Consider the following 15,090-nt stretch of genomic DNA (forward strand, 5'->3'; position numbering starts at 1 on the left):
GTGGCGTGGCTTTTGACGCCGGGTCAGAAATCCTCCCAGATGTCGGAACCTCCGGCCACCTTTCGCGCCGGGGCGGGATCAGGCTTTGCCGGGCTCGCTGCCGAGTTCTTCCATGTGCTTGCGGCCTCCGTCCGGGCGGGCTTTGGCGCGGCGGGGGCTGGTCTTGCCGAGGCATCCGGCTGCGGGGCGTCTTCGATCAGTCTAAGCCCGGAGAAGCGCGTCACGATGGTGCGCATTTCCTCGGACTTGGTCATCAGTTGCCGCCCAGAGGCCGCGCTTTCCTGGACCATGGCTGCGTTTTCCTGCGTGACCTTGTCGAGCATCGTAATGCCGTTGTTGATTTCGGCGAGACCCGTAGCCTGCTCGGCCGAACCCGAGGCGATCGCCTCGATCTGGCCGGTGACGTGGCTCACCTCTGCGAGAATGTCCTCGATCGCCTTGCCCATGTCCGAAACCAGCCTGACCCCGTTCGAGACATTGTCCGAGGAGTTGGCGATCAGGCTGCGGATCTCGGAGGCGCTGTCGGACGACCGCTGCGCCAGTGCCCGCACCTCGGATGCCACCACGGCGAAGCCGCGTCCGACTTCTCCGGCGCGCGCCGCCTCGACCCCGGCATTCAGGGCCAGCAGGTTGGTCTGGAAGGCGATATCCTCCATCACCTGGATGATCTGGCCGATCTGCTTGGACGATGTCTCGATCGAGCCCATCGCATCGACGGCCCGCATGCGCACTTCCTGGCCGTTCTCGGCCTGCTGGCGCGCCTTGGCGGCGGCACTGACGATCTCGCGGGCACCCTGCGCGGTGGAGGACACGCTTTTCGTGATCTCCTCCATCGCGGCGGCGGTCTGCTCGAGGGTGGCCGCCTGGTTTTCCGTTCTCTGCGACAGGTTGTCGGCACCCGAACTGAGCGTGCGTGCATCCTCATCGATATCGTCGGCGACGCTGCGCAACTCGGTGACGATCTGGCCCAACGACTCGACCGTTGCGTTGAAATTCTCCCGCAGGACCTCGAAAGCCTCGGGGAAATGTTCGTCGATGACGCAATCAAGCCGGCCCTTGGCCAGTTCGTCCAGCGCACCGCCCACGCGCTGCATGACCTGCATCTGTTCGGCGGCGCGGTTTTCCCGTTCCTTCATGGCCTCGCGACCGGCCTCGAGCTCGCGCTTGAAATTCTCCAGCGCGCGGGCGATGTCGCCGAGTTCGTCCCCGGTCTTGGTCTGCGCGACCAGCTTTTCATACCGTCCCGCAGCGATATCCTTGACGCTCTCCGAGAGGGCAAGAATGCGGCCGACCACGTAGCGGGCGATCAGGTAGGCGACCGCCCCAACGATCAGGACAACGAACAGGATCTGGTACAGGCTCGTCTTGGCCAGCGCGTGTTCGGTGGCCAGGGCCTCGTCCAGGTCCTGCTCAAGCACGACGAAAAGAGGCTTGCCGCCGAAATCAACCGGCTCCAGCTCAACCAGGACGGGATTGCCGGACAAGCCGGGACCGCCTTCCATCATGCGGCTTTCCCCGGCGGTCAGGCCCGAAAGATGCGGCAGGTCGGGCAGCCTCTGCAGGACGTCATGCCCGCCGTCGAACCGCGACGCCGAACGCGCGATGCCATCCGCTCCCGTCACATAGACCAGGCCTGTCTTGCCCAGTATCGCGGAATCGGAAACGATGCGCACGATCTGGTCGATCGGAACCTGCAAGGCCACAACGCCGATCCTCGCACCATTCCGGTCGAAGGCCGGCATCGCGGCGAACATGGCCGGCGCACCGGCGCTGGGTTGATAGCGTGCGAAATCCGTGAAATGGACGGCACCCGGCTCGGCATCTACCGAGGCGCGGAACGCCTCGCCCAGGCCGCTGGCGGCATAGGGGCCGTCGATGAAATTCGTTGCGAAATCGGTCTCCTTGAAGACCGAATAGACCAGGTTCCCGGCCCGGTCGAAGAGGAACAGGTCGTAATACCCGCGCGTCTGCTGGATGTCGCGGAATCCGGCATGGAACGTGGCATGCGCCTTGGACCACAGGGACCGGTCGCCGGCATCGTCCAATGCGTCTTTCTCGCCCACCGGGTTCGGATTGTCGGTGATGTAGAGTCTTTGCAGCGTTTCGGTGGGGTTCTGCATCCCCATCACCCAGCCCTGCGAGAAGGCCGCGATGGCCTCGCGCGTCGCCTTGTTGGCCGACAGACCCTGAAGGTCGGTGGTGATGTTGTCGATCCACCCCTCGAGCCCCGAGACGCGATCGGCAAGGAACTGGTCATAGGCCAGCGTCCGCTGCCGTTCCAACGCGTCCTTTGCCAGGTAAAGAGATGCCAGGGCCACCGCAACGGTGATCAGAACAGTCGGAACCACGATCAGGATCGGCACCTTCCATCGCAGCGAGAGGCGCTTCCAGTGATTGCGGCGATATTTCTCTTTCGGCGTTTCCGTCATCTTCCACTCCGGACCAATCAGGGAGCAGGGAAGCACGCGAAACTTGACATAGGTTTAATCCGGCCCGTCGATTTGGCGTCCGCCGGAATCCGGCCCGCATACACACCGCGTGATTGCCCCCGTTCGCAGGCTTCGCTATCTGTGGCGCTGCATCGGGTTCAGCAGGAGACAGGACAATGGCGGCCTATCAGTATGTCTATCACATGGATGGCGTGTCCAAGACCTATCCGGGCGGAAAGAAATGCTTTGAAAACATTCGGTTGAACTTTCTTCCCGGCGTGAAGATCGGTGTTGTCGGCGTCAACGGCGCGGGCAAGTCGACCCTGATGCGGATCATGGCCGGCATCGACAAGGACTATTCCGGCGAAGCCTGGGCGGCCGAGGGCGTGCGCGTGGGCTATCTGCCGCAGGAACCCGAACTCGACGCCACCAAGACCGTGCGCGAGAACGTCATGCTTGGTGTCGCCGCCAAGAAAGCCAAGCTCGACAAGTACAACGAACTGGCCATGAACTACTCTGACGAGACCGCCGACGAGATGGCGCAGCTTCAGGACGAAATCGATTCCCAGAACCTGTGGGACCTCGACAGCCAGATCGACGTCGCGATGGAGGCGCTGCGCTGCCCGCCCGACGATGCCGACGTGACCCGGCTTTCGGGCGGTGAAAAGCGCCGCGTCGCGCTGTGCAAGTTGCTGCTCGAGGCGCCCGAGATGCTGCTGCTCGACGAACCGACGAACCACCTCGACGCCGAGACGATCGCCTGGCTGCAGAACCACCTGATCGAATACAAGGGCACGATCCTCATCATCACCCACGACCGGTACTTCCTCGACGACATCACGGGCTGGATCCTGGAACTCGACCGCGGCCGGGGCGTTCCCTACGAGGGCAATTACTCGGCCTGGCTGGAACAGAAGGCCAAGCGGCTGGAGCAGGAAGCGCGCGAGGACAAGGCCAAGCAGAAGACGCTGGAACGCGAACTGGAATGGATGCGGCAGGGCGCCAAGGCGCGCCAGGCCAAGTCCAAGGCACGGATCAACGCCTATAACGAGATGGCCAGCCAATCCGAACGCGAAAAGGTCGGCCGCGCGCAGATCATTATCCCCTCGGGTCCGCGCCTCGGCCAGAAGGTGATCGAGGTCGAGCACCTGACCAAGGCAATGGGCGACAAGCTGCTGATCGAGGACCTGACCTTTTCCCTGCCGCCGGGCGGCATCGTCGGCGTGATCGGCCCCAACGGCGCGGGCAAGTCGACCCTGTTCAGGATGCTGACCGGGCAGGAACAGCCCGACGGCGGCACGATCGAACTGGGCGACACGGTGAAGCTGGCCTATGTAGACCAGTCCCGCGACGACCTGGAACCGAACGCCACCGTGTGGGAGGCGATCTCGGGCGGTGCGGAACTGATCAAGCTGGGCGATGCCGAGGTGAACAGCCGCGCCTATTGCGGCGCCTTCAACTTCAAGGGCGGCGACCAGCAGAAGAAGGTTGGCCTGCTGTCCGGGGGTGAGCGGAACCGGGTCCATATGGCCCGTCTGCTGAAATCCGGCGGCAACGTGATCCTGCTCGACGAACCGACCAACGACCTCGACGTCGAGACGCTGCGCGCGCTCGAGGATGCGCTGGTCGATTTCGCCGGCTGCGCCGTGGTGATCTCGCACGACCGCTTCTTCCTCGACCGGATCTGCACGCATATCCTGGCCTTCGAGGGCGAGGCGCATGTGGAATGGTTCGAGGGCGGCTTCACCGACTACGAAGAGGACAAAAAACGGCGCCTTGGGGCCGATGCGGTTGAGCCGAAGCGGGTGAAGTTCAAGAAGTTTGTGAGGTAACCCTCGCGTTTCGCGCACGCGAAACGCGACGTGTCCGCGAAAGCGTTTTGACAGGGATAAAGCGCGTGTATACTAAGATGAAGTGTGTAGACTACGAACGACGACCGAAGTGGATGAACTTCTCGAGATGAGTAGATTGAAAGCCTTCAGAAATGGCACTTTTCTGCATTCATCCTTTGTTGAGGACTTCACAGAGATTGGGCGACTCGAATTGGCACTTGACAAAGTACTTTTGATCAACCGAGTCCACATGCAAGCTTTGGCGGCGGCGCTAGGTTCACGCTGAGGTGGCGCCATGAAATTCTTGATTTCCATTTGGCCCCATGTAATCTTTCTTTTTCTAAACTCAGTAATCGTAGTGGCGAATACAGTATTCCCCTGGTATTTGAATAAGGAAGATATAAAAATTGTCGGAATAGATGCCCTAGTTGACGAAGTGGAGTATGAAGTTCCAAACAATGCAGCGCGTCTTATTTTTCGCGAGATCAACAATGAAACCGAGTCATACAGATCAATTGTGAACTCTGGATGCATTCAGGGTCTGCAGGAGCGCTTGGTAACTTTAAGGTGTCGCGGACCAATTGAGGTCATTCTTTCTGAGGCCATAGATTCAGCTACTAGAAATCTGGCTAAGAAGCGTGACGCCATCGAGCAGGGTGACCCTTCATCTGTAGCATTTGCTGAGGCGTTTAAAGAAGAGTTTGAACAAGCTTCTATCAGATTTACTCTGATCGAAGCGCTTGGACGATTGACTTTAGCAGAAGGCATTCTGAAAGATCAATATGTGGACGGCTGGAAACTTAGCGTTCAGGGTCTTCTAAAGAGTCTCATCGAAGAAGAACTACGGCTAATCGACGACGCCAAGCGCGCACTGGCAGAGCTTTTGGCTTTACCAGAAGAACCCGTTCCATCTGGTCATCTTGTTCTCCGAGTATCAATAATGAATGTGGGCCGGGAAAGCGGATTTGTTTTTTCTAGTGGAGATTTTGAGTATGCGAATGAGACTCTAAAATTTACTACAGTCAGAAGTCAAGACTTGGGTAATCCTTGGTCTATTGCTGACGCCACAATGAACCCGTTTGACCAAGGGCGCGCCGGATTCCTATTCTTCACGCTTGATCCGTCAAATAGCGAGAGGTCGAAGGCCAGCTTTCGCCGGCTTATAACTTCTCGAGTCCCAGTGGATTATCGCTTTTCAATCAACACGACGCAGGGTCAAATTGAATTTAACTCATCGATAAACTCAGAACCAATGAGTCTTGAACTTTATCGTTAACAGAAGGTCTTCCGTCTTCCATTGAAGAAAGTTGAGAAGTCTCTGCCCGTCGAACGCAGGTGCTTTATCCCGACCAAGTCCACGCGCAGAAGGAACGTCTCGCCAACGGCACCCAAAGCGCCGCCGCGTGGGGGCGCGTCATGCCGAAGGCATGCCTGTGGCATGACGCTCACGCGGCGGGGCTGACGCCCCTTGTTCCGCACGGCTGGTTCTTCGCTCAACCGGATGCCGGCTCACAGTGCGCCGTTCCCGCACACCCTCCGCCCCTGAACAGACACGGCTTGCCAGCCTATAGCGCGCAACCCAACCCGGCGCGCGCCGCCAGACTCCCGGCCCAAACCCAGGCATGTGTGCTATACTTGTGCCACGCCCGCACCTTGCGGGACGAATTCAATAGGAGAAAGTCATGTTTTCAATCCGTTTTCCCGCCGCCCTCGCGGCCGGGTTTTTCGCCTGTTCCACACTTCCTGCCTTGGCCGAAACCATCGATGTCACGGGCACCGGCCACGGCACATCGACCACCCAGGTGATGCCCGTCAGCGAAAGCCTGATCGTGGTCAGCGCCACTTCGATGTATGAGCGGTTCGAAACCGCCAACCCGATGAATCCCTTCGCCTCCGCCTCCGGCCCCTGCTTCGGCGCGATGAAGATCGACAAAGGCGCGGTTTCGGGCGGTGGGCTCTGCCGCTACACCGACAGCGACGGCGACGTCGCGGTGGTCAACTGGATGGCCAAGGCCATGACCGCCGAGGGCCGCACCCAAGGCGACTGGATGATCGAAGGCGGCACCGGGAAATGGGCCACCATCACCGGCGGCGGCACGTTCGACGCGGGCGAAATGGATGGGGCCTATACCAACAAGATCACCGGTTCGGTCACGACGAACTGAGCCCAAGGGCCCGCGCTGCCGGTCTTCGGCGGCGCGGTCAGACCCCGGGCGCCTGGGCCGTACCAGACAACCCGCGACGCGCATGGGGGATGTCCCGCCCTCAGTTGTACGCCGTGCCCGGCTTCACGCCCAGCATCTTGAAGATCGTCGCCGCCGGGCAGAAGCCCGTGAAGGCCGATTGCAGCAGGTTCAGCCCGATGAATGCGGTGAACAGCATCCACCAGGGCGACACCAACCAGGTCAGCGCCACGCTCAGCAGCACCATCACGCCGGCAAAGGCCAGAACGGCTCGGTCGAGGGTCATTGTCAGTCTCCTGTCTGTCGCGGGCGGAACCCGCCCGTTGCGGGCCATCATATCATGGCTCTTACAAATTCCATATATGGAATATTTTGGCCGCGACAAGATGGGCCTCAGCCCGAGGGCGCCCTCAGCAACCAGTCATGCACCAGCCGCGCCCTTTGCGACGCGTGGCGGTGCAGGCGGATGTAGAAATCCTCGTCCGTATGCATCTCGTCCGGCAAGAGCGGCACCAGCGCGCCACTCTCGAGGTAGCTGCGGGTCAGGCCGACCCAGCCCAGGACTGCCCCCATGTCATCCCGCGCTGCCTGCAACGCGATGACATAATTGTTCACCCGGTGATCCCGGCGGATCGGCCCGTCATGGCCCAGCGCGCGAAACCAGGCCTGCCAGTCGGTCCAGCCCGCCACCGCCGCCTCGAAATGGATCAGCGGCAGGCGGGCGAGGTCGCCCACGCCCGAGACGGGATGCGCGGCGGCGAAACGCGGGCTGCCCAGCGCCATGATCCGGTCCTTGAACAGCACGCGGCAGGAAGGATCGTCGGGCACCACGCCGTAGTGGATGCTCAGGTCGCAATCGCCGCCCTCGACGTCCAGGTCGCTGACGATCTGCGCCACCGAGATGTCACCATGCCCCTTCCAGAACTGCGCCAGCTTGGGGGTCAGCCACAGGGAACTGACAGCCGTCGTCACCCGGATCGTGACCGAGGCCCGGTCGGAGCGCCGCCGCAACTGGTCCACCGCCTCGCCCATCGTCTCGAACCCGCGTTGCAGCGCCACCAGCAGGTAGGCGCCCGTCTCGGTCAGCTCGACTCCCCGGTGGTGGCGGCGGAACAGGTCGCAGCGCAGCTCGGCCTCCAGCGCCTTGACCTGGTGGCTGATCGCGGCGGGCGTCACGTTCAACTCGCGCGCTGCGGCCTTGAAGCCGACATGGCGGGCGGCGGCCTCGAACGCCACAAGCGCGCTCATCGGGGGCAGGTCATAGGGACGCTTCGGCAAGATGACCTCAGGCAGGACAAGGACGAGGCGTCGACAGGACACTCCTCAAGCAGCATGCAGGATTAGCCCAGCTAGGCCAAGCGCAGGATTTCTGCGGTTGCCGGACGGCACCGGGCAGCACCACTCTGATCCAACGGAACCGGAGACGCCGCGCATGTTGGACGAACGCCAGACCACCACCCCGCACGCACGGCGCACCCGCCGCAACCGCGGCCACGATGCGCAATCCCGCGCGCCGGGGCAGAACACCCACCTGCGGGTGCCCTACATCACCCGCAAGGTGCCGACCTACGACATCCTTGGCGACGAGGCACTGGACCGGATCGAGGCGACCGCCGACCGCATCCTGGCCGAGATCGGCATCGAGATCCGCGACGATGCCGAGGCGGTGCGCCTGTTCCGGCAGGCCGGTGCGCAGGTGACGCCGGTGTCGGCCACCGCCTTTAACCTGAAATTCGAGCCGGGCATGGTGCGTGACCTGCTGCGCACCGCGCCCGCGCGTTTTACCCAGCACGCGCGCAATCCCGTCAACAGCGTCGAGATCGGCGGCGATGCGACGGTCTTTGCACCGGCCTATGGCTCTCCCTTCGTGATGGATCTGGATACCGGGCGGCGCTATGGCACGATCCGCGACTTCGAGAACCTGGTGAAGCTGGGCCAATCCTCGCCTTGGCTGCACCATTCCGGCGGCACGATCTGCGAGCCGACGGACGTGCCGGTGAACAAGCGCCATCTCGACATGGTCTATGCCCACATGCGCTATTCCGACCGCGCTTTCCTGGGCTCGATCACCGCGCCGGAACGGGCCGCCGACAGTATCGAGATGTGCCGCATCCTGTTCGGGTCGGATTTCGTCGACGACCATTGCGTCATCATGGGCAATTTCAACACCACCTCACCGCTGGTGTTGGACGGCGTGACAACCGCCGGCATCCGCACCTATGCCGAGGCGGGCCAGGGTTCGATCCACCTGCCCTTCCTGCTGGGCGGCGCGGTCTCGCCGCTGACGATGGCCGGTGCTGTGGCGCAATGCCTGGCCGAGTCGATGGTCTCTGCCGCGCTCAGCCAGTTGGTCCGCCCCGGCGCGCCGGCCATCTTGGCGGGCTTCCTGTCGTCCATGTCGCTGCGCACGGGCTCGCCGACCTTTGGCACGCCGGAACCGGCGTTGGGGTCGCTGGTCATGGGACAACTGGCACGGCGCCTGAACCTGCCGCTGCGCTGCGCGGGCAATTTCAGCACGTCGAAACGGCCCGACGGGCAGGCGATGCAACAATCCATGATGTCGATGATGTCGGCGATCCAGGGTGGCGCAAACTACATCCTGCATACGGCCGGCTTCCTCGACGGGCTGCTGTCGATGTCCTACGAGAAATTCGTGATGGATTGCGATATGGCGGGCGCGCTGCATTCCTACCTCGCCGGGATCGAGGTGACCGAGGACACGCTCGGCTTTGACGCGCTGGCCCAGAATGGCCCCGGCGAGCATATGTTCGGCACCGACCACACGCTGCGCCACTATGAGACGGCGTATTGGGACAGCGGGCTGAACGACGACCTGCCCTTCGAGACCTGGGAAGAACGCGGCGCGCTGGATTCCGCGCAGCGCGCCAATGCCCGCTGGAAGGAGACCCTGAACAATTATCAGCCCCCGCCGATCGACATTGCGACGGACGAGGCGCTGCGCGACTTCATCGCGCGCCAGAAGGCGTCGATGCCTGATGCGTGGTACTGAAAGCGACCGCGATCGACCCGGCGCGGCACTTGTCCCACGGCGCCAATCCGCGAAGCACATCGCCGGACGGCGGTGAGATATCATGATAGAATTAGGGGTAAGTGGCAGCCCGTAGGGGAATCGAACCCCTCTTTTCAGGTTGAAAACCTGACGTCCTAACCGATAGACGAACGGGCCAGAGCCGTGATGTAGGCGGGTTCTAAGCAAAGCGCGCGCGGCTTGCAAGCAGAAATTTCACGAAATTCACGCGCTCATCGGAAATCCGATAAAGCCTGTCATCTCATTGAAATCAGGTGATTAAAATCGTCACTTGCCGCTGGCTGGCGCGGCATCCTCCAGCCGCAGTTGCACGCTGCGCCGCCCACGAAAATCGTTGATCTCGAGTCGTCCGGCGAGGTGGAATCGCCCCCCGTCCCGGGCTGACAGGGCCGGGCCCAGCGGCGTGTCCATCGCGCCAAAGCAGATCCCCTCCAGCCGCGCGCCCATGCCGTCGTCGCAAGCGATCTTGAGATGGCCGCTGCCCACCTCGCGGCAATAGGACAGGCGGGCATCGGGAATGGCAAAGCGCGGACCGGGCGCGCCCTGCCCGAAAGGGCCCGCGCGCTCAAGCTGTTCGACAAGTTCGACCGTCGCCGCCCCGGGCATAAGCGCCGCATCGACGCGCAGGTCCGCCGCGCCGCCCTGCCCCGCCCCCTGCCGTTCCAGCAATTCGGACAGGCGCGCCATCGCCTCCTCAAGCCGCGATGTCTCCACCGTCAGGCCAGCGGCCATGCGGTGCCCGCCGCCCTTGATCAATAGCCCCTCGGCCGCAAGCCGCTGGATGCTGGCGCCCAGGTCAACACCCGCGACCGACCGGCCAGAGCCCTTGCCCTCGCCGCCTTCCAACCCGATCACCACGGCGGGCCGGTTCGTCGCCTCCTTCAGCCGCGCGGCGACGATGCCCACAACCCCGGGATGCCAGCCTTCGCCCGCCGCCCAGACCAGCGGTGCGTCCAGCCCGCGCGCCTCGGCCTGCGCCAGCGCGGCGGCGCGCACCGACGCCTCGATCTCGCGCCGCTCGGTGTTCAGCTGGTCCAGCCGCTCGGCCATGGCCTGCGCCTCGACCGGATCAGCACAGGCCAGAAGGCGCGCACCAAGGTCCGCCTTGCCGATCCGCCCCCCGGCATTGACCCGAGGCCCCAGCACATAGCCCAGGTGATAGGCCGAGGGCGCTGTCTCGAGCCGCGCCACGTCGGCCAGCGCGACAAGACCGGGCCGCGCCCGCCGCGCCATCACGGCCAGCCCCTGCCGGACCAGCGCCCGGTTCACGCCCTTCAGGGGCGCGACGTCGGCGACCGTGGCCAGCGCCACGAGGTCCAGCATCGCCATCAGGTCCGGGCCACGGAGCCCAGCCTCGCGCATCTGCCGCCCGGCCTCGACCAGCATCAGGAACACCACCGCCGCCGCACACAGATGCGCCAGGTCGCCGCTCTCGTCCTGCCGGTTCGGGTTCACCACGGCCAGCGCATCGGGCAGCGTCTCGCCGCCCAGGTGGTGATCCAGAACGACCACATCCGCGCCGTCGGCCGCCGCGATGGCGTCATGCGACAGGGTCCCGCAATCGACGCAGACGATCAGGTCATGCCTCCCGGCCAGGGCGCGCATGGCCGCCGGGTTCGGGCCATAGCCCTCGTCGATGCGATCCGGGACATAGACGGTCGCCGCCCGTCCCTGCTGCCGCAACCAGTCCACCAGCAGCGCCGCGCTTGACCCGCCATCTACATCGTAGTCGGCAAAGACTGCGATCCGTTCGCGCGCCTCAACGGCCCGCACGACTCGCGCCGCCGCCGTCTCCATGTCCTTGAGCGATCGGGGATCGGGCAGCAGGTCGCGCAGCTTTGGTTCCAGGAACCCGTCCACCTCGGCAGAGCCGACGCCCAACCGCGCCAGAACCGAACACAGCGCGCGCGGCAGCCCGGTCGCCTGCACCAGGGCCTCGGCCTGCCGCTCCTGTTCGACGCCGGGTCCCACCCAGCGCCGCCCGGTCAGACTGCTTTCGACGCCCAGATAAGCCAATCCGCCCCCTGCTTCTTCGGGCCCGAAATACCTCGGGGGAGTCGCGCATCAGCGCGACGGGGGCAGAGCCCCCGCCCCGCCGTCCCGGTCACTGCACCGGGTTGCGATAGACCATGCGCCGGACCGACCCGGTCTTGGACCGCATCAGGATCGTCTCGGTGGTCAGGTAGCCCACCTCGCGCTTGATCCCCGGAACGAGAGAGCCGTTGGTCACGCCGGTCGCGGCAAAGATCACGTTGTCGGTCACCATGTCGTCGCGGGTATAGACCCGATCGAGATTGGTGATGCCCGCCTTCTTCGCCCGGCCCTTCTCATCATCGTTGCGGAACAGCAGGCGGCCATAGATCTGGCCACCCATGCATTTCAGCGCCGCGGCCGCCAGCACGCCCTCGGGCGCTCCGCCCGATCCCATGTACATGTCGATGCCCGTCACCGCCGGCTCGGCGCAATGCATCACGCCCGCCACGTCGCCATCGGTGATCAGCCGGATCGCCGCCCCGGTCGAACGGACCTCGGCGATCATCGCCTCGTGGCGCGGGCGTTCCAGGATGCAGACGGTGATGTCCTTCGTCGAACAGCCCCTGGCGGCGGCCAGCGCGCTGACACGCTCCACCGGCGACATGTCCAGCGTCACGGTGCCGGGCTTGTAGCCCGGGCCGATGGCCAGCTTTTCCATGTAGACGTCCGGCGCGTGCAGCATCGAACCACGCGGCCCCATGGCGATCACGGTCAGCGCGTTGGGCATGTCCTTGGCGGTCAGCGTCGTGCCTTCCAGCGGGTCCAGTGCGATGTCCACCGCGGGACCGTTCCCGTTGCCGACCTCCTCGCCGATGTAAAGCATCGGCGCCTCGTCGCGCTCTCCCTCGCCGATCACCACGGTGCCCTTGATGTCCAGCTTGTTCAGCTGCTCGCGCATCGCGTTGACAGCGGCCTGGTCGGCGGCCTTTTCGTCGCCGCGTCCGATCCAGCCCGCGCTGGCGATGGCCGCCTGCTCGGCGACCCGGGCCAGGCCCAGGGACAGCATGCGGTCGTTGAAGTCTTGGGTCTTGGTCATGGTCACCGTCCTAAAAGGGTCGTTTCGCACCGTTCTGCCTGCTCGGTGCCGCCGGGGCAAGCCTGCTGGCGTTAGCAGCGACCCACGGCGTCAGACATGTTCGATCCGCAGCACCACCGGTTCGCCGGCCACCACGCCCGTCGCCGGAAAGGCGGCCAGCGCCGCGTCCAGCGCCGCGCGCGTCGTCTTGTGCGTGACGATCAGCACTGGCGCTGTGTCGTCGGTGTGATCGTATTGGCGCATCCGGTTGATCGAGACGCCGGCATCGCCCAACGCCGTCGCCACCTTGGCCAGCGCACCCGGTTTGTCCAGCAGCGCCATGCGCAGGTAATAGGGCGCCGGCGTCGTCGCCCGAGCGGCCTTGGCCTTTTTCAGCAGCGTCGCGGGCATGCCGAAGGTCGACAGCCGCGTGCCCCGCGCGATATCCAGCACGTCGCCCAGCACCGCGCTGGCCGTCGGCCCCTCGCCGGCCCCCGCGCCGCGCATTACGATCTGGCCGACTTGGTCGCCCTCGATCACCACCATGTTCGTGCCGCCGGTCAGTTGCCCCAGCGGAGAGGTCGCAGGCACCAGGCAGGGCGCCATGCTCTGCTCCAGTCCGCGGCCGGTCATCCGGCTGACGCCCAGCAGCTTGATGCGATAGCCCATGTCGGCCGCCTGACGGATGTCCTCGATGGCGACACGGCCGATCCCTTCCAGCTCGACCGAGGCGAAATCGACCTGAGTGCCATAGGCGATCGCGGCCAGCAGCGACAGCTTGTGCCCCGCGTCGATGCCGCCCACGTCCAGCTGCGGGTCGGCCTCGAGATAGCCCAGCCCATCCGCCTCGGCGAACGCCTCTTCGTAGGTCAGGCCGCCATCCTCCATCCGGGTCAGGATGTAGTTGCAGGTGCCGTTCATAACGCCCAGCACGCGGACGATCTCGTTGCCCGCCAGGCCCTCGGTCAGCGCCTTGATGACCGGGATGCCGCCCGCCACCGCCGCCTCGAACCGCAGGACACGCCCCTCGGTCTCGGCCAGTTCGGCCAGCGCCTGCCCATGATGGGCCAGCAGCGCCTTGTTGGCGGTGACAACATCCTTGCCCGCCTTCAGCGCGGCCTCGGTTGCGGCCTTGGCCGGGCCGTCGCTGCCGCCCATCAGTTCGACGAACACGTCCACGTCGTCGCGGGTGGCCAGCTTTACCGGGTCGTCCTCCCAGGCGTATTGCGTCAGCGGTACACCCCGGTCCTTGTCACGGTTGCGGGCCGAGACGGCGACGATCTCGATCCGACGACCGGTACGGGCCTCCAACAGGGCTGCTTTCTGGCGGACGATCTTGACCACGCCGGCACCAACGGTGCCAAGGCCGGCGATACCCAGACGCAGAGGGTCGGACATGGGCGGGCTCCTGTGCAAATCCGTGCTCGGGTTAGCCGCTCTTGCGGCCGGGCGCAACGCGGCACCGCACCCGAGAGGCGCTTTCGGACATCGATGCGGCCAAAAGCGCGCCGCAGCGGCCCATCAGGCGCGCTGGGTGATCCAGACGCCCAGCGCCATGACCACGATGCCCAGCGCACGCGTCCCGTCCAGCGGGCTGACCCGCGCCCCGAACAGGCCGAAATGGTCGATCGCCGCAGCGCTCACCAACTGGCCCAGCAGGACAAAGAACACCGCGTTCCCGACACCGAATTTCGGAGCGATGAAGGTCACCGACAGGACGTAGAAGGCGACGTAGAACCCGCCCGTGAACAAGTGCCACGGCGTCGTCAGCACCTGCCCCAGCCCGCCCGCACCCCGGACCAGCCAGACCGTCAGGCTGACGGCGAAGGCCACCACGAACAGGATAACCGCCGCCGCCACCGGCGAGCCAAGCCGCATTCCCAGAGCCGCGTTCGTCGCCGCCAGCATCGGGATGCCGATCCCGGCCAGCATCATCACAAGCGCATAGTGCATCAGCGTCTCATCCTCACGGCCTGAAGAACGTGGCACTGGCCGCCGCCACCGGCTTGTCCTCGGGCAGGCTCGACAGACGTGCTTCGGCAAAGATCAGCGCCCGCCCGGCCCGGATCACCCGCGCCTCGCAGCGCACCGCCTGCCCCCGCGCCGCAGTCAGGAACCGGGTCTCGAGATTGGTCGTCGCCACGGGCACGAATTCCCCCAGTTCGCCCGCGCAGGCCAGGACCATCGCCGTATCCGCAAGAGTCGCCAGAGCCTGCCCGCAGACGATGCCGCCCACACGGGCCACTGCATCGGTCACCGGGATCTCCAGCACGGCGCCTCCGGGACCGATTCCTGTAACGCGCGGCGACAGGGCCAGCACCCAGGGCGCGAAATTCTTTTCCAACCAGGCCTGGGCCGCGTCTGGCGTCATGGCATTCCTCCCCCACCCCCGGCCACTCTGGCGCGAAGCGGCGACGCTGTCACGTCCGCATGACGAGGATCGCAGGCCCGCGACAAGGCAGTCAACCGCCACCGTCCCGGGCCCCTGCGAAAACCGCTTGCACCCGGGCCCGCGCCTTGCCACCAAGAAGCAGACCCAGCGAAAGGC

12 protein-coding genes and 1 tRNA gene are annotated in these 15,090 nt (G+C 64.7%); 4 read left to right on the forward strand and 9 right to left on the reverse strand.

Annotated elements, in window-relative coordinates; translation table 11 throughout:
- Positions 1-23 precede the first annotated feature (23 nt).
- A complete protein-coding gene (locus tag KB874_RS15120; RefSeq protein WP_212537395.1) occupies positions 24-2,429 on the reverse strand; it encodes a methyl-accepting chemotaxis protein in 2,406 nt (801 codons plus the stop codon).
- Positions 2,430-2,605: 176 nt separating this feature from the next.
- Here KB874_RS15120 and ettA point away from each other — a divergent pair, with 176 nt between their 5' ends.
- The 3 genes from ettA to KB874_RS15135 all read left to right on the forward strand — a co-directional run bounded on the left by ettA (position 2,606) and on the right by KB874_RS15135 (position 6,426).
- Positions 2,606-4,261 carry an energy-dependent translational throttle protein EttA gene (gene ettA / locus KB874_RS15125; RefSeq protein WP_212537396.1) on the forward strand — a complete coding sequence of 552 codons (1,656 nt, stop codon included), beginning with the start codon at positions 2,606-2,608 and terminating at the stop codon, positions 4,259-4,261.
- A 295-nt stretch (positions 4,262-4,556) separates the two neighbouring features.
- Positions 4,557-5,537 carry a hypothetical protein gene (locus KB874_RS15130; protein WP_212537397.1) on the forward strand — a complete coding sequence of 327 codons (981 nt, stop codon included), beginning with the start codon at positions 4,557-4,559 and terminating at the stop codon, positions 5,535-5,537.
- Positions 5,538-5,943: 406 nt separating this feature from the next.
- Positions 5,944-6,426, forward strand: coding sequence for a hypothetical protein (locus KB874_RS15135; RefSeq protein WP_212537398.1), 483 nt, complete (start codon positions 5,944-5,946; stop codon positions 6,424-6,426).
- A gap of 100 nt (positions 6,427-6,526) precedes the next feature.
- Here KB874_RS15135 and KB874_RS15140 read toward each other — a convergent pair whose 3' ends face one another.
- Complete coding sequence (locus KB874_RS15140) at positions 6,527-6,730, reverse strand: YgaP family membrane protein (RefSeq protein ID WP_212537399.1); 204 nt, start codon at positions 6,728-6,730, stop codon at positions 6,527-6,529.
- A gap of 107 nt (positions 6,731-6,837) precedes the next feature.
- Positions 6,838-7,722, reverse strand: a complete 885-nt coding sequence (locus KB874_RS15145; protein ID WP_249200533.1) for a LysR substrate-binding domain-containing protein — start codon at positions 7,720-7,722, stop codon at positions 6,838-6,840.
- A gap of 154 nt (positions 7,723-7,876) precedes the next feature.
- On the opposite strand from KB874_RS15145, the gene KB874_RS15150 reads away from it, so the two are divergent.
- Entirely contained in the window at positions 7,877-9,454 is a 1,578-nt protein-coding gene (locus KB874_RS15150; RefSeq protein WP_212537400.1) for a trimethylamine methyltransferase family protein, read from the forward strand.
- A 102-nt stretch (positions 9,455-9,556) separates the two neighbouring features.
- Here the strand turns inward: KB874_RS15150 and KB874_RS15155 are convergent.
- The 6 genes from KB874_RS15155 to KB874_RS15180 form a co-directional block, all read right to left on the reverse strand.
- Positions 9,557-9,631: transfer RNA gene (locus tag KB874_RS15155), tRNA-Glu, on the reverse strand.
- A gap of 129 nt (positions 9,632-9,760) precedes the next feature.
- Positions 9,761-11,509 (reverse strand): single-stranded-DNA-specific exonuclease RecJ, encoded by a 1,749-nt coding sequence (recJ, locus tag KB874_RS15160; RefSeq protein WP_212537401.1) that lies wholly within the window; start codon positions 11,507-11,509, stop codon positions 9,761-9,763.
- Between the two features lie 88 nt (positions 11,510-11,597).
- Positions 11,598-12,563 carry a class II fructose-bisphosphatase gene (gene glpX / locus KB874_RS15165; RefSeq protein ID WP_212537402.1) on the reverse strand — a complete coding sequence of 322 codons (966 nt, stop codon included), beginning with the start codon at positions 12,561-12,563 and terminating at the stop codon, positions 11,598-11,600.
- Positions 12,564-12,653: 90 nt separating this feature from the next.
- Positions 12,654-13,940, reverse strand: coding sequence for a homoserine dehydrogenase (locus KB874_RS15170; RefSeq protein WP_212537403.1), 1,287 nt, complete (start codon positions 13,938-13,940; stop codon positions 12,654-12,656).
- Positions 13,941-14,063: 123 nt separating this feature from the next.
- A complete protein-coding gene (locus KB874_RS15175) occupies positions 14,064-14,498 on the reverse strand; it encodes a DMT family transporter (RefSeq protein WP_212537644.1) in 435 nt (144 codons plus the stop codon).
- 10 nt (positions 14,499-14,508) lie between these two features.
- On the reverse strand, positions 14,509-14,913 hold the full coding sequence (locus KB874_RS15180) for a PaaI family thioesterase (RefSeq protein ID WP_212537404.1): 405 nt from the start codon (positions 14,911-14,913) through the stop codon (positions 14,509-14,511).
- Positions 14,914-15,090 lie beyond the last annotated feature (177 nt).

The organism is Thetidibacter halocola (genome assembly GCF_018224955.1).
Taxonomy (GTDB): Bacteria; Pseudomonadota; Alphaproteobacteria; order Rhodobacterales; family Rhodobacteraceae; genus Thetidibacter; species Thetidibacter halocola.